Genomic DNA, 17,928 nt, shown 5'->3' on the forward strand with positions numbered 1-17,928 from the left:
AGCTGCGGCTCCTTTTTCTTTGTCTCTGGTTTAAAAGATTATGGTTGTATATCTTTTCATTTCATACTATAATAGTTTGGAAAAATAAAGTGAGGATTTGTCATGAGAGTGATTGCAGGAAAAGCCAGACGGCTTTTATTAAAGACAATAGAAGGTCAGGATACCCGGCCTACCACAGATAGAATAAAAGAGACACTGTTTAATATGATTCACGAGGAATTACCGGATTGTTGTTTCCTTGATCTGTTTTCCGGCAGTGGAGCCATTGGAATTGAAGCGCTGAGCCGCGGAGCAAAAAAAGCGGTATTTATAGAACAGAATCCAAAAGCAGTGGAATGTATCCGTGATAATTTAAAGTTTACCAGACTGGAAGAAGATGCCATTGTAATGAATTGTGATGTTTTAACCGGGCTTTCCCGTCTGGAGGGAAAGAATTATGTGCTGGATCTGGTATTCATGGATCCGCCTTATGATATGGAATGGGAGAAAAAAGTGCTTAAATATTTATCTGGTTCTTCTCTTATCGGCGAACATACCATCCTTATTATAGAAGCTTCTCTTTCGACTTCTTTCGACTATCTGGAGAATATGGGATATACAATTATAAAAGAGAAAAAATATAAGACGAATAAACACATTTTTATAGAAAAAGAGAATCAGGAAAAGAGATGAAACCATGAGAAAAGCAGTATACCCTGGAAGCTTTGATCCGGTAACCTTTGGACATCTGGATATTATTGAACGTTCTGCCAAAATGTCGGATCACTTGATTATCGGAGTTTTGAATAATAATTCAAAAACGCCGTTGTTTTCCGTAGAAGAACGTGTTAATATGTTAAAGAGCCTGACCAAAGATCTGCCGAATGTAGAGGTTGTTTCATTTGCAGGACTTTTGGTTGATTTTGTACGAGCCAATCGGGCGGATGCGGTTATCCGCGGGCTTCGCGCTGTAACGGATTTTGAATATGAATTGCAGATTGCACAGACCAACCGGGTTATTGCACCGGAAGTGGATACTGTGTTTTTGACGACGAATCTAAAGTATTCTTACTTGAGTTCCAGCATTGTGAAGGAGATTGCCGCTTTTGGCGGAGAGATAAACGCGTTTGTGCCTCCAAGTGTGGCAGATCGTGTGATGAAGAAGATGGAAAACAGAACGAAATAAAAGTAAGGAGTGTTCGAATTTATGATGAGTAGAATTGAGCAGTTAATCGGTGAAATTGAAGAATATATTGATAGTTGTAAGTATCAGCCTCTCTCAAACAGTAAGATTGTGGTAAATCGGGATGAGTTAGAGGAACTTTTAGTGGAATTACGCCTGCGTATTCCTGATGAGATTAAACAATACCAGAAGATTATCAGCAACCGGGATGCCATTTTAAATGAAGCCCGTCAGCAGTCTGATTCCATACTTGCCCAGGCAAATGCTCAGACCAATGAACTGGTGAATGAACACGAGATTATGCAAAAAGCATATGCCCAGGCGAATGACATCATTGAGCAGGCAAGCCAGCAGGCACAGCAGATCGTGGAGAAAGCGGTGGAAGATGCCAATGGTATCAGACAAAGTTCTGTCCAATATACCGATGATATGCTAAAGAGTCTTCAGACCATCATCAGCCATTCCATGGAAGGTGCTCAGGGACGTTTTGACGCATTTATGACATCCATGCAGTCCAGCTATGATATTGTTTCATCAAACCGTCAGGAATTGACCGGAGCCGTTATGGGAACGGGACAAGCTCCGGAACCTGAGACAACAGAGTAAAGAGGATAATGGTAAGAAGGCTGTGAAAAGCTTTCCATGCTACATAATGCCGGATGGACAATCCGGCATTTTTTATGACACTCTTTGTCTGAAAGATTCCGGATAATCCTCCAAACGCTGTTGCGGCGGCGATCCATAAGCCTCCTGTAAATCCTTGAAAAGTTTCAGATATTGCTTTGATTCCTGTGGTAATTTCAACAACTCCAAGAAGAATTGCTTTGTATTCCGGGATATGTAGGGGGATTTTTGTGATGAAAAGGGCAATGATGGAAAACAGCATAATGTACCCTCCTATCTTCACCATAACTTCACAGGAATCCATGAGGCTGTCATCAAAGGACTGGATGGCTTTTTTGCTTACAGGAAGAGAGAATGCTGGCTCTGTCACTTTGTAACAGGCTCTGGCAGCAAAGGAAACCGGAAAAACAGGGAGATAGATACTTGCTGCAAGTATCCAGACCGGCACAGAAGAGGAAAGTCCTGAGGCGGCATATCCTAAGAGAAACATGGGACTGGATTGATTACAGATAGCCAGCAGGTATTTTCCTTCCTTTTCCGTAATTCGGCTATGATCCATGAACTCACTGCAGGTTCTGGCTCCCATGGGATAGCCGCATAAAAGGCCGGATACCAGAGCGTAACTTCCGGCTTCAGAGAGACAGAAGAAACGGTTAAGTATTTTTTTAAACGGAAAGATCAGAATATGGATTGCATTTAAGGTAACAATGACATTGGAACAGATCATAAATGGCAATAAAGTGGGAACGATTACAGATCCCCATAGAAGGAGTCCGTTTCTTGCACCTTCTAAAGCGATTGCCGGACGGGCTAGTAAAGAGAGAAGTGCTAAAACGGAAAGCACACGGAAAAAGGATTTTTTCATATGCACCTGAATAGATTGTTTTATACATTTATATGAAAAGGTGTGATTGATATGATGGTGATTGTTTTTTTCATTGCAATTTTATCGGTGTTTCATGTAACTATGATTGATTACTTATATAATAATCCGACTTTTTACCAGCTCAATGCCTATACCTGGGAAAGTGATGATTTTAGAAAGCTGAATCTGGGATCCATGGTAGCAGATTGGGATTCTATTGATTATGATACCCTTACTTCTCTGATGGTAGAACACCAGTACGATCTGACCAAAATTAAGGATAAAAAGAATCAGGGAACCAGATTAAAAAAGATAAAGCCCCAGGAGTACAAAAAACTTAAAAACGCATATGCGACACTGCTTGGAGATTTGAAGTTTTTCCCGATTCCTCTTAATCTGAAAACAGAATCTCCGGACATTACTTATGAAAATGGCTGGATGTCTCTCCGTACTTATGGAGGGGAACGGGGACATGAAGGCTGTGACTTAATGGGAAACAAGCGTCCGAGAGGTTCTTATCCGGTTGTAAGTATGAGTGATGGGGTTGTGGAAAAGGTAGGCTGGCTTAACAAGGGCGGCTGGCGTATTGGAATTCGTGCTCCTGGAGGTGCGTACCTTTATTATGCCCATCTTTATGGATACAGCAAAGAATGGAAAGAAGGGGATATTGTGAAAGCGGGAGAACTGCTGGGATTTATGGGAGATACAGGCTACAGTGAGATTGAGGGGACTACAGGGAATTTTGATGTCCATCTTCATGTGGGAATTTATTTGAAAACAGACCACAACGAGGAGATGAGTGTCAATCCCTACTGGGCATTGAAATACCTGGAGAAAAATCGGTTGAAATATTCTTATTAGTATATTAATATTGGTTTACATAGATAAAAACGGGAGTGAAAACGTGAAGGAATTTAACATTTCGGAAGAATTTTTAGACAGAATGAAGGACTTGCTGGGAGAAGTGGAGTATGAAGCTTATCGGAAAAGTTTTGAAGAGGAACGGCTTTATGGGCTTCGTGTCAATACGTTAAAGATATCCCCGGAAGAATTTGAAAAAAACACTGCACTATGTTTAAAACCAGTTCCCTGGATCAGGAACGGGTTTTATTATGATGGAAGTGAGCGGCCGGCAAAAGATCCCCGTTACTATGCCGGGCTTTATTATCTCCAGGAGCCAAGTGCCATGACACCTGCCAGCCTTCTTCCAGTGGAACCTGGAGACAAGGTTCTTGACCTTTGTGCGGCTCCTGGCGGGAAAAGCACAGAGCTGGGCGCGCGATTAAAAGGAAAAGGTCTTCTTGTTTCCAATGATATCAGTAATTCCCGGGCAAAGGCACTTCTTAAAAATCTTGAGCTGTGGGGAATTGAAAACATCTGTGTTACCAGTGAGGAACCTGGAAAACTCCGTGAAACGCTGGGCATGTTTTTTGATAAAATTCTAATTGATGCTCCATGTTCCGGAGAGGGCATGTTTCGAAAAGACGGGGACATGGTAAAGAGTTATGAAGAACATGGACCAGAGTATTATGCAGCAATTCAGAAGGAGATTGTAAAGGAAGGGGTGGACATGCTGCTTCCAGGTGGGTTTCTCCTGTATTCTACCTGCACCTTTTCTCCTTCTGAAGATGAGGATATTATCCGGTTTATTCTGGAAGAATATGAGGAGATGGAGCTTGTTCCTCTTCCTCTTTTTGAGGGAGCCTCCGATGGAATCGGGCTTTCTGGCTGCCTTCGTCTCTTCCCTCACCGCATAAAGGGGGAAGGGCATTTTATGGCACTATTAAGAAAAAAGGAATCTGTGCAAGCGTTATTGAGGGATACACAGAAAGAAAAGAAGGAAATGCCTTTACCGGAAGAACTGGTACAGTTTTTATCCATGGTATCGAAGCCTTTTGTCCTCAGCAGGATTCGGATTATAAAGGATGGTGTGTATTATCTGCCGGAAGCATTTCCGGAACATGCCAAAAGACTTCGGTTTTTGAGAACCGGATTAATGCTTGGAGAGATGAAAAAAGGCAGATTTGAACCGGCTCAGGCATTTGCCATGGCTCTAAAACCAGAAGAGTTCAAACAGATTGTTTCCTGGGATATGAGCGATCAGCGGGTAATCCGATACCTAAAGGGGGAAACCATATCTCTGACAGAGGAGGAAGGAACCATAAAAGGCTGGTGTCTGGTATGTGCCGATGGTTTTCCTCTGGGTTTTGCAAAAGGCACAGGAATCACTCTTAAAAATAAATATTACCCAGGATGGCGGTGGCAGTAATGAAAGAAATCAGATTGGATAAGTTCTTAGGAGAAATGGGGGAAGGAACACGGAGCCAGATCAAAGAGATGGCAAAAAAAGGACGAATATGGGTGGATGGAATTCCAGAGAAAAAAACAGACAGAAAAATTGATCCGGAGAGCAGTCAGGTGTCGGTTGACGGAAGAATTATCTCTTATGCTGCCTTTGAATACTATATGTTAAATAAGCCCCAGGGAGTAGTTTCTGCTACCGAGGATAGACGGTATGAGACAGTGGTTGGACTGATTAAGGATCGGAAAAGGGATGATTTGTTTCCGGTGGGAAGGCTGGATATTGATACAGAAGGCCTTCTTCTTATTACCAATGACGGAGACTTGGCACATCAGCTTTTATCTCCGAAAAAACATGTGGATAAGACTTATTTTGCTAAAATACAGGGCATAATCCCCTCAGATGCTGGAGAACGCATGAAAGAAGGTCTGATTCTTTCTGACGGGACAAAAACGCTTCCTGCCTGGCTGGAGATTCTTCGCACAGGAGATGTTTCCGAAATAAGCCTTACCATCCGGGAAGGAAAGTTTCATCAGATTAAACGGATGTTTGAAACTCTTGGGTGCAATGTGATATACTTAAAGAGGATGTCCATGGGCAGTCTGATTCTTGATGAGGCATTAGAACCTGGAGAATACAGAAGCCTCTCCAAAGAAGAACTGGAAGCATTAAAAAGGCATGGAAAGGAAATAAAAGACCAATGATGTTAAATGGGAAAAAAGCAGTGATTTTTGATCTGGATGGAACTTTAGTTGATTCCATGTGGATGTGGAAGTCTATAGATGAGGAATTTCTTGGACTGAGAGGACTTTCCTGCCCCGATGATTTACAAAGAGAAATCGAAGGAATGAGTTTTTCTGAAACGGCCTTTTATTTTAAGGAACGATTTAAACTGGAAGAATCCTTAGATGAGATTAAAGAAATATGGATTGGAATGTCTATCGAAAAATACAGGAATGAAGTGACTTTAAAACCAGGTGCCAGTGATTTTTTAAATTACATACAAAGGCAGGGGATAAAGGCAGGAATTGCTACCAGCAATGGCAGACAGATGGTGGATGCGGTGATTGATTCACTTAAAATCGGGCAATATTTTCAGATAGTGGCTACTTCCTGCGAGGTGGCGGCAGGAAAACCGGCACCGGACATTTATTTAAAGGTGGCAGGAGATCTTTTGGTTCCTCCGTCTCATTGCCTTGTATTTGAAGATATCCCGGCAGGAATTATTGCAGGAAAACGGGCAGGGATGACGGTCTGCGCCATTGATGATGCGTCTTCCAAAGAACTGGAACTGGAAAAAAGAGAACTGGCAGATTATTTTATCACAGATTATCACCAGATACTAAATAGAAACGGAGCAAACCAATGATACATGATTATCTTCCTATCAGCAGGGCTGATATGAATATTAGAGGATGGAAACAGTGTGATTTTGTCTATGTGACCGGAGATGCCTATGTGGATCACCCTTCCTTTGGACATGCCATTATCAGCCGCCTGTTAGAAGCACACGGATACAAGGTGGGGATTATAGCCCAGCCTGACTGGAAGGATAAAAAAAGCATTCAGGTTCTTGGAGAACCAAGACTTGGTTTTCTGGTATCAGGCGGTAATATGGATTCCATGGTAAACCACTATTCCGTATCGAAAAAACGGAGACAGCAGGATTCCTATACACCGGGCGGTGTTATGGGAAAACGACCTGACTATGCAACCACTGTTTATTGTAATTTAATCCGTTCCGTATATAAAGATGCTCCTGTTATTATCGGAGGGATTGAAGCCAGTCTGAGGAGACTGGCTCATTATGATTACTGGTCAGACCGGCTGAAACATTCCATACTCATTGATTCCCAGGCCGATTTAATTTCCTACGGGATGGGAGAAAAGTCAATTGTTGAGATTGCAGATGCCTTGAACAGCGGCATTGACATTAAAGATGTCACATTTATTGAGGGGACGGTTTATAAAACCAACAGTCTGGAATCTGTCTATGATGCACAGATGCTCCCGTCATTTGACAGCATGAAAGCAGATAAGATGGAATATGCAAAGAGTTATTACATCCAGTATTCCAACACAGACCCCTTTCTTGGGAAACGACTTGTGGAACCTTATAATGATCATTTGTTTGTGGTTCAGAATCCTCCCGCCAAACCTCTTTCTGTAGAAGACATGGATTATACCTACGATCTTCCTTATATGAGGAATTACCATCCTTCCTATGAAGAATTGGGAGGAATTCCGGCAGTGAGAGAAGTGAAATTCAGCCTGATTAACAACCGTGGCTGTTTCGGCGCCTGCAGTTTCTGTGCCCTTACGTTTCATCAGGGAAGAATTATTCAGGCGAGAAGCCATGAGTCTCTTATCGAAGAAGCAAAAGTTCTGATAGAGGAACCGGATTTTAAAGGCTACATCCACGATGTAGGCGGACCCACTGCGGACTTCCGTTACCCTGCCTGTGAAAAGCAGATGACAAAGGGTGCCTGTTCCAACCGCCAGTGTCTCTTTCCGGAGCCATGCAAGAATTTGCGGGCAGATCACACGGATTACATTGAGCTGCTTCGGAAACTAAGGAATCTTCCAAAGGTGAAAAAGGTGTTTATCCGTTCTGGAATCCGATTTGATTATGTTCTGGCTGATCCTGGGAAAAAGTTTTTGAAAGAGCTTTGTGAATATCATGTCAGCGGACAGTTAAAAGTAGCACCGGAGCATGTGGCAGATAAGGTTTTATCCAAAATGGGAAAACCCCAGAACAAAGTTTACCGCCAGTTCGTAAAAGAGTATAATGACATGAATGGTCGTCTTGGTTTAAAGCAGTATCTGGTTCCCTACCTGATGTCCTCTCATCCTGGCTCGGGACTTTCCGAAGCCATTGAACTTGCAGAGTATTTAAGGGATCTGGGCTATATGCCGGAACAGGTACAGGATTTTTATCCTACGCCTTCTACCATATCCACCTGCATGTATTATACAGGTTATGATCCCCGGACAATGGAAAAAGTGTATGTTCCTACCAACCCTCATGAAAAAGCCATGCAGAGAGCTTTGATCCAGTACCGGAATCCTAAAAATTATGATTTAGTTGTAGAAGCACTGAAACTGGCAGGAAGAACTGATTTAATCGGATTCGATAAAAAATGTCTGATCCGTCCAAGAACAGGTAACACTTATGGAAGTGTGAAACGAGTGGATGGAGCTTTGGAAAGCCAGAAAAGGCATAAGAAAAAGACCATACGCAATGTCCACAAGAAATCAGTGAAAAGATAAAATTTATAGTTCAGGAAAAGAGGGTGCATTATGAAAATTGCAATTGTGACTGGTGCCTCTTCCGGAATGGGGAGAGAGTTTGTTATGCAGATTGCAGACCGTTTCCATGGAATTGAGGAGATATGGGCGATTGCCAGGCGAAGGGAGGAGATGGAAGAACTGTCCTCCCAGGTTCCTGTAAAACTTCGGGTTTTTCCGCTTGACTTAACCGTTGAGAGCGAGATAAGACAATTGGAGAGCCGGCTGAAAGAAGAAAAGCCAGAGGTGAAATGGCTGGTCAATTCAGCGGGATACGGAAAGATCGGCACAGTAGGTAATATTAATCTGGCAGATGAAACCGGGATGGTTGAGCTAAACTGCAAAGCCTTGGTTGCAGTTACCCATGTGGTTCTTCCGTATGTCTCTTATAACAGCAGAATTGTACAATTTTCTTCTTCTGCTGCTTTTATGCCTCAGCCCGGGTTTGCAATTTATGCTGCAACCAAAGCTTTTGTTCTTAGTTACAGCAGAGCACTGAATGAAGAATTAAATGAAAAGAAGATCTATGTTACCGCCGTATGCCCCGGTCCTGTGCACACGGAATTTTTTGAGATTGCAGAAACTACAGGAAAAATTCCTGCTTATAAAAAAATTGTTATGGCAAATCCCAAAAAGGTTGTGTCCCGGGCGCTGCGGGACAGCATGATGGGGCGTCCGGTTTCCGTGTATGGAACTACGATGAAAGTATTCCGTGTCATATGCAAAGCATTGCCTCACAGTATTATTTTCCGCTTTTCAAAAGGGCTGTTGAAGGTACGCAGGCCTTCCTAAAGGGGCTGACAGAAAGGATAAATCATGCAGTCTTTGATTGTATCGAATAATGAAGCAGACCAGCGTCTGGACAAACTGCTTTCCAAATATCTAAATCTTGCAGGAAAAGGATTCTTATACAAGATGATGAGAAAGAAGAATATCACCTTAAATGGTAAAAAGTGTGATGGTTCGGAAAAGCTTTCTCCTGGAGATGAAATAAAACTTTTTTTATCTGATGATACCATAGCAAAGTTTTCACAGGTGAAAATACCGGTTGTGAAAAAGATTAATCTAAATGTTATTTACGAGGATGAACATATTTTGCTCATTAATAAGCCGGCAGGTATGCTATCTCAGAAAGCAAAGGAATCCGATGAGTCTCTGGTGGAATATCTGATTGATTACCTGCTTTCAGGCGGTAAGCTTCTGCCGGAGGAGTTTAAAAGCTTCCGTCCTTCCATCTGCAATCGTCTGGACAGGAATACCAGCGGGCTGGTGGTTGCCGGAAAGTCTCTGGCAGGTCTTCAGGTGATGTCAGAGGTATTTAAAGACCGCACCATACACAAGTATTACCAGTGTGTGGTAAAAGGACAGGTATTAAGTCCAAAAACCATTAACGGATATCTGTCAAAGGATGAAAAGACCAATCAGGTCACCGTCCATAAGGAGTGCGTCAAGGGAAGCGCAGCCATTGTGACAGAGTATGAGCCTATGGGATATTCACAGGGCTATACCAGATTAAAAGTAACGCTGATTACAGGACGGACACATCAAATCCGTGCCCATTTGTCTTCCATTGGACATCCGATTGTCGGCGATTACAAATACGGCGATGAAAAGGTGAATGAAGAGGCAAAAAAGCAGTATCATATTCAGTCCCAGATGCTTCATTCCTTTCAGGTAGTATTTCCCGAACTCAGGGAACCGTTATCTTACCTGTCAGGAAAGTCATTTCTTGCCCCTCTTCCGAAAACCTTTTCAAATATATGCAAAGACTGGAGATAGAAAACATCTATGGGAACCTGGAAAACAAGAGGATTGCGGGGATCTGCGTTAGAAGACCTGATAAACCGCAGTAATGAAAGCTACAGGGAGAAAGGACTGGCTTTGATTCAGAAGATTCCGACTCCCATTACCCCCATATCCATTGATAAGGAAAGCAGACATATTACTCTTGCCTATTTTGATCAGAAGAGTACAGTGGATTATATTGGAGCGGTACAGGGAATCCCCATATGCTTTGATGCCAAAGAATGTGCGGTCAATACGTTTCCGTTACAGAATATCCACCCCCATCAGGTGGCATTTATGGAGGAGTTTGAACGTCAGGGAGGGATAGCTTTTATTTTATTATCCTATACCCACAAAAATGAGATTTTTTATCTTCCCTTTGTCCGGTTGAAAGAATTCTGGAAGAGAATGGAAGACGGCGGAAGAAAAAGTTTCACTTATGAAGAAGTGGATCAATCATGGAAGGTTGGCAGTTACCGGGATGTTTTTGTTCACTATCTGGAAATGATTCAGAAGGATTTAACAGGAAGAGATTGACAAGCGGCGATTTGTGCCCTATAATAAACAACACATTATCGAATTAGCACTTTACTACAAGAAAGTGAAGATAAAATGAGAAGACGTGAAATGTATTTTCATCACTGATTCAATCGGTCAGGAGGTTGTTATGACAAATAAACTGTTACATACACCAGATGGTGTCCGGGATATCTATGGTGCAGAGTGTACGAGAAAAGCGGTCATTCAGGAAAAGATGCTGGAAGTCTTTCATCTGTGCGGCTATCAGGATATTGAGACTCCAACCTTTGAATTCTTTGATATATTCAATGAATCCAGAGGCAGTGTTAAGGCGAAAGAGATGTTTAAATTCTTTGACAGGGATAACCATACCCTGGTACTTCGCCCTGATGCAACTCCTGCCATTGCAAGATGTGCGGCAAAGTATTTCCTTAATGAAGATATGCCTATCCGGCTCTGCTATATGGAACGCACTTTTATCAATCACTCTAGTTATCAGGGACGGTTAAAGGAAGCCAGCCAGACCGGGGTGGAGTTGATTGGAGATGATTCTGCCGACTCAGACGGCGAGATTCTTGCCATGGTGATCTGGGCTTTAATGAGCACTGGTCTGACGGAGATTCAGGTGGAGCTTGGAGAAGTGGATTTTTTTAAAGGTCTTTTGGAAGAGGCAGGAATGGATGAGGACCAGGAAGAGGCGCTGAAAGAGCTGATTGAGAATAAGAATTATTTTGGTGTGGAAGAACTTCTTATGGCGCAGCCCATATCCGATGAATTAAAGCAGGCATTTTTAAAACTTCCAGAACTGTTTGGCTCTCTGGATCAGATCAAAGAAGCGAAAAAGCTGACCAGGAACAAGCGTGCGTTAAAAGCCATCGAACGGCTGGAAGAAGTGAATCAGATTCTTTCTTTTTACGGGTTATCTGACTATGTTTCCTACGATCTTGGAATGCTCAGCCAGTATCAGTATTATACCGGGATTATTTTTAAGGCGTATACGTACGGGACCGGAGATTATATTGTAAACGGCGGAAGGTATGATGGGCTGCTCCAGCAGTTTGGAAAGGATTCACCTGCAGTTGGTTTTGGAATCTCTGTGGATGATCTTTTACTGGCTCTTTCCAGACAGAAGATTGTAACAGAGATCCCTGTTGCCAATACACTGATTCTCTATGAGCAGGAATCCAGAAAGCAGGCAATTTTGCTGGCAGAACATTTTAGAAGCTCAGGAGTTGCTGTCCAGCTTCAGAAAAAGGAACCCGACTCTTCCATGGAAGACTATGAAGCATATGCCCGCCGCAGGGAGCTGATGAATGTGCTTTATTTAAATCAGAAAGGGCTTACAGTTATCATTAAAAATCTTTCCATGGAGCGGACTGATGAGATACCGCTTTCGGAATACTTAAAAGGATCGGAGGGACTATGAGGTATTTAACCATTGCTCTCGCCAAAGGGCGCCTGGCAACCAGAACTCTTGCCATGTTTGAAAAGATTGGGATCACTTGTGAAGAGATGAAAGACAAGGATTCCAGAAAGCTGATTTTTGCCAATGAAGAACTTCGTATCCGTTTTTTCCTTGCAAAAGCAAGTGACGTTCCTACCTATGTGGAATATGGTGCTGCTGATATTGGTGTGGTAGGGAAAGATACGATTCTGGAAGAAGGCCGTAAGCTTTATGAAGTTATGGATCTTTTAATCGGCAATTGCCGCATGTGTGTCTGCGGTCCGCTTTCGGCACAGGATTTGTTAAAACACCATGAACGCATCCGGGTTGCGACCAAGTATCCTGCCATTGCCAAGGATTATTTTTATAATAAGAAACATCAGACCGTGGAGATTATCAAGTTAAATGGTTCCATAGAACTGGCTCCTATTGTAGGACTTTCCGAGGTTATTGTAGATATTGTGGAAACAGGAGCTACATTAAGAGAAAACGGGCTTGATGTATTAGAGGAAATCTGTCCTCTTTCTGCCCGTATGGTAGTGAACCAGGTGAGCATGAAACGGGAAAATGACAGGATAACAAAACTGATTCACGATCTTCGCACGTTACTGCAGGAGGAAAATCAATGAGAATTGTAAAATTAGACGAAACTTCTAAAAAGAATATTCTGGCTGATCTTTTAAAAAGAGATCCCAATCAATATGGCACCTATGCAGATGCGGTGCAGAAGATTGTAGATAATGTGAAAAAGGACGGAGATAAAGCCGTCTTTTCCTATACCAGAGAGTTTGACAAAGCAGATATCAATGCAAAAAATGTCCAGGTGACCGAGCAGGAGATCCAGGAGGCTTTAAAAGAAGTGAAACCGGAACTGTTGGAAGTAATGAAAAAATCCATGAAAAATATCAGGGAATTTCATGAAAAGCAAAGGCAGTACAGTTGGTTTGACAGTAAGCCTGATGGGACCATTCTAGGACAGAAAGTAACTCCTTTAGAAAGCACAGGAGTCTATGTTCCAGGCGGAAAAGCATCTTACCCCTCTTCTGTTCTTATGAACATTATCCCTGCTGAAGTTGCCGGGGTAAAACAGATCGTAATGGTAACACCACCTGGAAAAGATGGAAAGGTGAATCCAGTTACGTTAGCAGCAGCCCATCTTGCGGGTGTAACAAAAGTCTATAAGGCAGGCGGTGCCCAGGCAGTGGCAGCACTTGCATTTGGAACAGAGTCAATTCCCCGTGTGGATAAAATTGTGGGGCCGGGTAATATATTTGTTGCTCTTGCTAAAAAAGCGGTTTACGGTCATGTAAGCATTGACAGCATTGCAGGACCCAGCGAGATTTTAGTTTTGGCAGATGAAAGTGCCAATCCAAGATTTGTGGCAGCAGACCTGCTTTCCCAGGCGGAGCATGACGAACTTGCTTCTGCCATTTTAGTAACAACCAGCATGGAACTGGCACAAAAAGTGTTGGCACAAGCGGAGAAATTTGCAAATGAATTATCCCGCTCCGAGATAATCAAAAAATCTCTGGACCAATATGGCTATATTCTTGTGGCTGATTCCATGGCTGAGGCAATTGATGCAGTGAATGAAATTGCACCGGAGCATTTAGAGATTGTAACCAAAAATCCCTTTGAAGATATGACAAAGATCAGCCATGCAGGAGCCATCTTCATTGGAGAATACAGTTCAGAGCCTCTGGGAGATTATTTTGCAGGTCCAAACCATGTTCTTCCTACCAACGGAACAGCAAGATTCTTTTCTGCTTTAAGTGTTGACGATTTTATAAAGAAATCAAGCATTGTTTATTACTCCAAAGAAGCACTGAAAGAAGTTCATAAAGAAATTGAAGCATTTGCCAATGCGGAATCATTAACTGCTCATGCCAACTCCGTAAAGGTACGCTTTGAAGAATTGGATTCTTAATAGAGAGGACGAAGAATATGGGACGAAGCTGTGAAGTTTCACGAGTAACCAGGGAAACAGACATTCAGATCCGTCTGAACCTTGACGGCAGCGGAAAGGCAGAGATTCATACGGGGATTGGTTTTTTTGATCATATGCTTAACAGTTTTGCACGCCATGGTTTTTTTGATCTGGAACTATCGGTGAAAGGAGATTTAGAAGTAGATACACACCACACCATTGAGGATACGGGAATTGTTCTGGGAACAGCCATTAAAAAAGCTCTTGGAGACAAGAAGTCCATCAAACGTTATGGGAGCATGATTCTTCCCATGGATGAGACCTTGATTCTCTGTGCGGTTGATTTGTCAGGAAGACCGTTCTTTCAATTTGATGTTCCATTTACCGTAGAACGGGTGGGATCAATGGAGACAGAGATGGTAAAGGAATTTTTCTTTGCGGTTTCTTATGCTTGTGAAATAAATCTGCATATTAAAAAACTGTCAGGAGAGAATAATCACCATTTAATTGAAGGCATTTTTAAAGCATTTGGAAAAGCATTTGACGAAGCAACCAGGGTGGATGAAAGAATTATCGGAGTTTTATCTACAAAAGGGACATTATAGAGGAGAATCCATATGCAGCTATATCCAGCGATTGATTTAAAAGACGGGAAATGTGTCCGTCTGAAACAGGGAGAATTTAAGGATATTACCGTATATTCTGATAAACCGGAAGAAATTGCACAGTTGTGGCAGTCTCAGGGCGCTACATATCTCCATCTTGTGGATTTGGATGGTGCCTTAGCTGGTCATTCCGTCAATGAAGATGTAATAAAACGTATTACAGATGCGGTTTCTATTCCAATTGAGATAGGAGGAGGAATCCGGAGTGAAGAAGCAATTGAGTCCATGCTTTCTCTTGGTGTATCCAGAGTCATTATTGGAACAAAAGCGGCAGAGAATCCGGAATTTATCCGTGACATGGTGGGTAAATTCGGACAGGAGCGCATTGTTGCAGGGGTAGATGCCAAAAACGGCATGGTAGCAGTGGAGGGCTGGGAAAAGTTAAGCAATCTTTCTGCCTCAGAACTTCTTTCTCAAATGAAAGAATATGGAGTAAGGCATGTGGTATATACTGATATTGCGAGAGACGGTATGCTATCGGGACCCAATGTGGAATATACAAAAAAATTGACAGAAGAGACAGGAATGGATATTATCGCTTCCGGCGGAATGTCTTCTATGGAAGATTTAAAGCAATTATATGAAGCAGGGGTACAGGGTGCCATTATTGGAAAAGCACTTTATGAAAAACGAATTGATTTGCGTGAAGCGGTTGATGTTTTTGAAAGGCAGAACCATCAGGGGAGGACAAATTGATGGAATCTAAAAAACTGATTGCAGGTTTTGGTATTTTACAAGGCAGGGCGGTTTCATTGCATGATTTTAAAACCTGCTATGAGGAAGATTTGCTGACACTTGCACGCTATTTTGGTGATAGCGGTGCTGATGAACTTTTTCTCTATGATTTATCCGAGACAGAAGAAGATCATGAAAGAACCATAGGATTGATGAAAGAAGCGGCAAGATTATCCGACATACCAGTTATTGCAGGCGGAAAGGTCAAACGTCTGGAAGATGTGAAAAAATATTTATATGCTGGTTCCAAAGCTACATTTCTTAATGTATCAGTTGATGATAATGTAGACCTGATGAAAGAAGCGGCAGACCGGTTTGGAGAAGATAAGATTTATGCCTATCTGCCGAACCCTTCTTATCTTACGGGAGTCAGAGAATATACTCAGCTTGGTGCATCTGTAATGGTGTTAGGCGGGCTGGAGATGACGAAAGAGGTCACGGATGCGATTACTTCCTGCGAAGAACGTTTTTTACTTATGGGAGAGCAGCGTCTGACTTCGGATTGTTTAAAGATTCACAATGTGGATGGTTTTATCACCTCCATGGAAAATGATTGTGTCTGCATGGATTTAAAACAGGAATTAAAGGTTCAGGGGGTTGAAGTGGATACCTTTGAAAGTGCCATTGCATTTGAGGAGTTTCAGTTAAATTCTGAAGGTCTGATTCCTGTCATTACACAGGATTACCGTACAAAAGAAGTCCTGATGCTGGCTTATATGAACAAAGAAGCTTTTGAAGAGACATTAAAGACTGGCTGTATGACTTATTATAGCCGCAGCCGCCAGTGTCTTTGGAAAAAAGGGGATACCTCCGGTCATTATCAGTATGTGAAGTCTTTATCCTTAGATTGCGACAACGATACGCTTCTTGCCAATGTGAATCAGATTGGAGCTGCCTGTCATACAGGAGAGAGAACCTGTTTTCATAAGAACCTGTTTAAGAAAGAATATCAGGATTCCAATCCCCTTAAAGTATTTGAAGAGGTTCTTCAAGTAATTCTTGACCGTAAGGTTAATCCTAAGGAAGGTTCTTATACCAACTACTTATTTGATAAAGGGATTGATAAGATACTGAAAAAGCTGGGTGAAGAAGCAACGGAAATCATTATTGCTGCTAAGAACCCCAATCCAGAAGAAGTGAAGTATGAGATTTCAGACTTCTTATATCATATGATGGTTTTAATGGCTCAAAAAGGGGTGACATGGGAAGACATTACAAGGGAACTTGCCAATCGGTAAATCTCTGGGATTTTACTATTGCCGGGGAATCGTAGACACTGGGATTTCTCTATGATATAATAAAATAATTGTAATGAGGGAAGTCTATGGAAGAACACGAATAAACGAAGAAAAAGAGGCGATAGTGATGTCAGAAGTATTAAACCATTTTTTGAACTATATTTCCTTTGATACTCAGTCAAAGGATGAAGTTGAGGCAATACCAAGTACAGAAAAACAAAGAGTGCTGGCAGAAGAACTGGCAGGAGAACTCCGCAGAATGAATGCAACGGATGTGATGGTTGATGAACACAGTTATGTTTATGCAACCATTCCAGCTACAGTGGACAGATCCCTTCCTGTCCTGGGTTTTGTATCTCATATGGATACTTCCCCGGCTTATTCTGGAAAAGAGGTAAAACCTCAGATCATAAAGAATTACGATGGGACTGATATTCTCATGAACAAGGAAACCGGGCTGACCATGAAAATAAGTGATTTCCCGGATTTATTAAAATATAAAGGTCAGGATATTATAACCACAGACGGAACCACGCTTTTGGGTGCGGATGATAAAGCAGGCGTTGCCGAGATCATGACCATGGCAGAGCATCTGTTATCCCATCCGGAGATTCCTCACGGAACCATTCGTATCGGCTTTACACCAGATGAAGAAGTAGGAAGAGGCGCGGATCTTTTTGATGTAAAAGGATTTGGTGCTGATGTGGCTTATACAGTTGATGGAGGCGGTCTGGGTGAACTGGAATACGAAAACTTTAATGCGGCTTCAGCAAAGGTACAAATTAACGGCGTAAGCATTCATCCAGGTTCTTCTAAGGGGAAGATGAAGAACGCTCTTTTGCTGGCTATGGAATTTCACCATATGCTTCCTGTTTTTGAGAATCCCATGTATACAGAAGGATATGAAGGGTTCTTTCATCTGGACTCCATGGGGGGAACAGTAGAAAGTGCCCATATGGATTATATTATCCGGGATCACAGCAAAGAGAAGTTTGAAGAAAAAAAGGTTTTGATCCAGCAGATTGCGGATTATCTCAATGTCCGTTACGGAGCGGGTACCATTGAGTTACTGCTAAAAGACAGTTATTATAACATGAAGGAAAAGATAGAACCTCATATGTATCTGATTGATATTGCAAAGTCTGCAATGGAAGATTTAGACATCGAACCTCAGATCACTCCAATTCGGGGAGGAACAGACGGAGCACGTTTGTCTTATGCAGGTCTTCCCTGTCCAAACCTTTGCACCGGAGGTTATAATTTCCACGGGAAATTTGAATTTATTCCGGTACAGTCCATGGAAAAAGTGGTAGAACTTCTTCTTAAAATTGTAGAAAAGTTTGCTGACAGATAAAAAAGAAAGGCGAAACCGCC

The 17,928-nt window shown here is 42.2% G+C and carries 19 protein-coding genes; 18 read left to right on the forward strand and 1 reads right to left on the reverse strand.

Going from position 1 to position 17,928, the window contains the following annotated elements; all coding sequences use genetic code 11:
- The first annotated feature begins 102 nt into the window (after nt 1–102).
- From rsmD to FAY33_RS01590, 3 genes are read left to right on the forward strand one after another with little or no spacing between them, the layout of a single operon-like run.
- Entirely contained in the window at nt 103–672 is a 570-nt protein-coding gene (rsmD, locus tag FAY33_RS01580) for a 16S rRNA (guanine(966)-N(2))-methyltransferase RsmD (RefSeq protein ID WP_143319007.1), read from the forward strand.
- Between the two features lie 4 nt (nt 673–676).
- Nucleotides 677–1,165, forward strand: a complete 489-nt coding sequence (coaD, locus tag FAY33_RS01585) for a pantetheine-phosphate adenylyltransferase (protein WP_143319008.1) — start codon at nt 677–679, stop codon at nt 1,163–1,165.
- A gap of 24 nt (nt 1,166–1,189) precedes the next feature.
- Nucleotides 1,190–1,768, forward strand: coding sequence for a vacuolar family H+-ATPase subunit H (locus FAY33_RS01590; RefSeq protein ID WP_347562653.1), 579 nt, complete (start codon nt 1,190–1,192; stop codon nt 1,766–1,768).
- On the opposite strand, the gene FAY33_RS01595 is transcribed toward FAY33_RS01590, so the two are convergent.
- Nucleotides 1,725–2,651, reverse strand: a complete 927-nt coding sequence (locus FAY33_RS01595) for a nucleoside recognition protein (RefSeq protein WP_143319010.1) — start codon at nt 2,649–2,651, stop codon at nt 1,725–1,727. The genes FAY33_RS01590 and FAY33_RS01595 overlap by 44 nt on opposite strands.
- 51 nt (nt 2,652–2,702) lie before the next feature.
- On the opposite strand from FAY33_RS01595, the gene FAY33_RS01600 reads away from it, so the two are divergent.
- From FAY33_RS01600 to pepT, 15 genes are all read left to right on the forward strand, one after another.
- A complete protein-coding gene (locus FAY33_RS01600; RefSeq protein ID WP_143319011.1) occupies nt 2,703–3,512 on the forward strand; it encodes a M23 family metallopeptidase in 810 nt (269 codons plus the stop codon).
- Between the two features lie 43 nt (nt 3,513–3,555).
- On the forward strand, nt 3,556–4,920 hold the full coding sequence (locus FAY33_RS01605) for an RsmB/NOP family class I SAM-dependent RNA methyltransferase (RefSeq protein ID WP_143319012.1): 1,365 nt from the start codon (nt 3,556–3,558) through the stop codon (nt 4,918–4,920).
- Nucleotides 4,920–5,657 (forward strand): pseudouridine synthase, encoded by a 738-nt coding sequence (locus FAY33_RS01610; RefSeq protein ID WP_143319013.1) that lies wholly within the window; start codon nt 4,920–4,922, stop codon nt 5,655–5,657. Before FAY33_RS01605 ends, FAY33_RS01610 begins: the two co-directional genes overlap by 1 nt.
- Nucleotides 5,654–6,322: an HAD family phosphatase gene (locus FAY33_RS01615; protein ID WP_143319014.1), complete on the forward strand. Its 669-nt coding sequence runs from the start codon at nt 5,654–5,656 to the stop codon at nt 6,320–6,322. Before FAY33_RS01610 ends, FAY33_RS01615 begins: the two co-directional genes overlap by 4 nt.
- A complete protein-coding gene (locus FAY33_RS01620) occupies nt 6,319–8,223 on the forward strand; it encodes a YgiQ family radical SAM protein (protein ID WP_143319015.1) in 1,905 nt (634 codons plus the stop codon). Before FAY33_RS01615 ends, FAY33_RS01620 begins: the two co-directional genes overlap by 4 nt.
- A gap of 30 nt (nt 8,224–8,253) precedes the next feature.
- Nucleotides 8,254–9,033 (forward strand): SDR family NAD(P)-dependent oxidoreductase, encoded by a 780-nt coding sequence (locus FAY33_RS01625; protein ID WP_143319016.1) that lies wholly within the window; start codon nt 8,254–8,256, stop codon nt 9,031–9,033.
- A 24-nt stretch (nt 9,034–9,057) separates the two neighbouring features.
- Nucleotides 9,058–10,020, forward strand: coding sequence for an RluA family pseudouridine synthase (locus FAY33_RS01630; protein ID WP_143319017.1), 963 nt, complete (start codon nt 9,058–9,060; stop codon nt 10,018–10,020).
- Nucleotides 10,021–10,029: 9 nt separating this feature from the next.
- Nucleotides 10,030–10,563 (forward strand): Holliday junction resolvase RecU, encoded by a 534-nt coding sequence (locus tag FAY33_RS01635; RefSeq protein WP_143319018.1) that lies wholly within the window; start codon nt 10,030–10,032, stop codon nt 10,561–10,563.
- A gap of 130 nt (nt 10,564–10,693) precedes the next feature.
- Complete coding sequence (hisZ, locus tag FAY33_RS01640; RefSeq protein WP_143319019.1) at nt 10,694–11,971, forward strand: ATP phosphoribosyltransferase regulatory subunit; 1,278 nt, start codon at nt 10,694–10,696, stop codon at nt 11,969–11,971.
- A complete protein-coding gene (gene hisG / locus FAY33_RS01645) occupies nt 11,968–12,618 on the forward strand; it encodes an ATP phosphoribosyltransferase (protein WP_143319020.1) in 651 nt (216 codons plus the stop codon). Before hisZ ends, hisG begins: the two co-directional genes overlap by 4 nt.
- On the forward strand, nt 12,615–13,916 hold the full coding sequence (gene hisD / locus FAY33_RS01650; RefSeq protein ID WP_143319021.1) for a histidinol dehydrogenase: 1,302 nt from the start codon (nt 12,615–12,617) through the stop codon (nt 13,914–13,916). The genes hisG and hisD overlap by 4 nt, the downstream gene beginning before the upstream one ends.
- A gap of 17 nt (nt 13,917–13,933) precedes the next feature.
- Nucleotides 13,934–14,521: an imidazoleglycerol-phosphate dehydratase HisB gene (gene hisB, locus FAY33_RS01655; protein WP_143319022.1), complete on the forward strand. Its 588-nt coding sequence runs from the start codon at nt 13,934–13,936 to the stop codon at nt 14,519–14,521.
- Nucleotides 14,522–14,533: 12 nt separating this feature from the next.
- Entirely contained in the window at nt 14,534–15,277 is a 744-nt protein-coding gene (gene hisA, locus FAY33_RS01660) for a 1-(5-phosphoribosyl)-5-[(5-phosphoribosylamino)methylideneamino]imidazole-4-carboxamide isomerase (RefSeq protein ID WP_143319023.1), read from the forward strand.
- Nucleotides 15,277–16,554 carry a bifunctional phosphoribosyl-AMP cyclohydrolase/phosphoribosyl-ATP diphosphatase HisIE gene (gene hisIE / locus FAY33_RS01665; RefSeq protein WP_185967457.1) on the forward strand — a complete coding sequence of 426 codons (1,278 nt, stop codon included), beginning with the start codon at nt 15,277–15,279 and terminating at the stop codon, nt 16,552–16,554. The genes hisA and hisIE overlap by 1 nt, the downstream gene beginning before the upstream one ends.
- Before the next feature lie 127 nt (nt 16,555–16,681).
- Nucleotides 16,682–17,908 carry a peptidase T gene (pepT, locus tag FAY33_RS01670; RefSeq protein WP_143319025.1) on the forward strand — a complete coding sequence of 409 codons (1,227 nt, stop codon included), beginning with the start codon at nt 16,682–16,684 and terminating at the stop codon, nt 17,906–17,908.
- The last annotated feature ends 20 nt before the right edge of the window (nt 17,909–17,928 follow it).

This window comes from Clostridium sp. HBUAS56010 (assembly GCF_007115105.1).
In the GTDB taxonomy this organism is placed as follows: Bacteria; Bacillota; Clostridia; order Lachnospirales; family Lachnospiraceae; genus Lacrimispora.

Excerpts from the sequence above, each read along its gene's own strand:
- rsmD (WP_143319007.1), top strand. The coding sequence starts at position 103 with ATGAGAGTGATTGCAGGAAAAGCCAGACGGCTTTTATTAAAGACAATA.
- coaD (WP_143319008.1), top strand. The coding sequence starts at position 677 with ATGAGAAAAGCAGTATACCCTGGAAGCTTTGATCCGGTAACCTTTGGA.
- FAY33_RS01590 (WP_347562653.1), top strand. The coding sequence starts at position 1,190 with ATGAGTAGAATTGAGCAGTTAATCGGTGAAATTGAAGAATATATTGAT.
- FAY33_RS01595 (WP_143319010.1), bottom strand. The coding sequence starts at position 2,651 with ATGAAAAAATCCTTTTTCCGTGTGCTTTCCGTTTTAGCACTTCTCTCT.
- FAY33_RS01600 (WP_143319011.1), top strand. The coding sequence starts at position 2,703 with ATGATGGTGATTGTTTTTTTCATTGCAATTTTATCGGTGTTTCATGTA.
- FAY33_RS01610 (WP_143319013.1), top strand. The coding sequence starts at position 4,920 with ATGAAAGAAATCAGATTGGATAAGTTCTTAGGAGAAATGGGGGAAGGA.
- FAY33_RS01615 (WP_143319014.1), top strand. The coding sequence starts at position 5,654 with ATGATGTTAAATGGGAAAAAAGCAGTGATTTTTGATCTGGATGGAACT.
- FAY33_RS01620 (WP_143319015.1), top strand. The coding sequence starts at position 6,319 with ATGATACATGATTATCTTCCTATCAGCAGGGCTGATATGAATATTAGA.
- FAY33_RS01625 (WP_143319016.1), top strand. The coding sequence starts at position 8,254 with ATGAAAATTGCAATTGTGACTGGTGCCTCTTCCGGAATGGGGAGAGAG.
- FAY33_RS01630 (WP_143319017.1), top strand. The coding sequence starts at position 9,058 with ATGCAGTCTTTGATTGTATCGAATAATGAAGCAGACCAGCGTCTGGAC.
- FAY33_RS01635 (WP_143319018.1), top strand. The coding sequence starts at position 10,030 with ATGGGAACCTGGAAAACAAGAGGATTGCGGGGATCTGCGTTAGAAGAC.
- hisZ (WP_143319019.1), top strand. The coding sequence starts at position 10,694 with ATGACAAATAAACTGTTACATACACCAGATGGTGTCCGGGATATCTAT.
- hisG (WP_143319020.1), top strand. The coding sequence starts at position 11,968 with ATGAGGTATTTAACCATTGCTCTCGCCAAAGGGCGCCTGGCAACCAGA.
- hisD (WP_143319021.1), top strand. The coding sequence starts at position 12,615 with ATGAGAATTGTAAAATTAGACGAAACTTCTAAAAAGAATATTCTGGCT.
- hisB (WP_143319022.1), top strand. The coding sequence starts at position 13,934 with ATGGGACGAAGCTGTGAAGTTTCACGAGTAACCAGGGAAACAGACATT.
- hisA (WP_143319023.1), top strand. The coding sequence starts at position 14,534 with ATGCAGCTATATCCAGCGATTGATTTAAAAGACGGGAAATGTGTCCGT.
- hisIE (WP_185967457.1), top strand. The coding sequence starts at position 15,277 with ATGGAATCTAAAAAACTGATTGCAGGTTTTGGTATTTTACAAGGCAGG.
- pepT (WP_143319025.1), top strand. The coding sequence starts at position 16,682 with ATGTCAGAAGTATTAAACCATTTTTTGAACTATATTTCCTTTGATACT.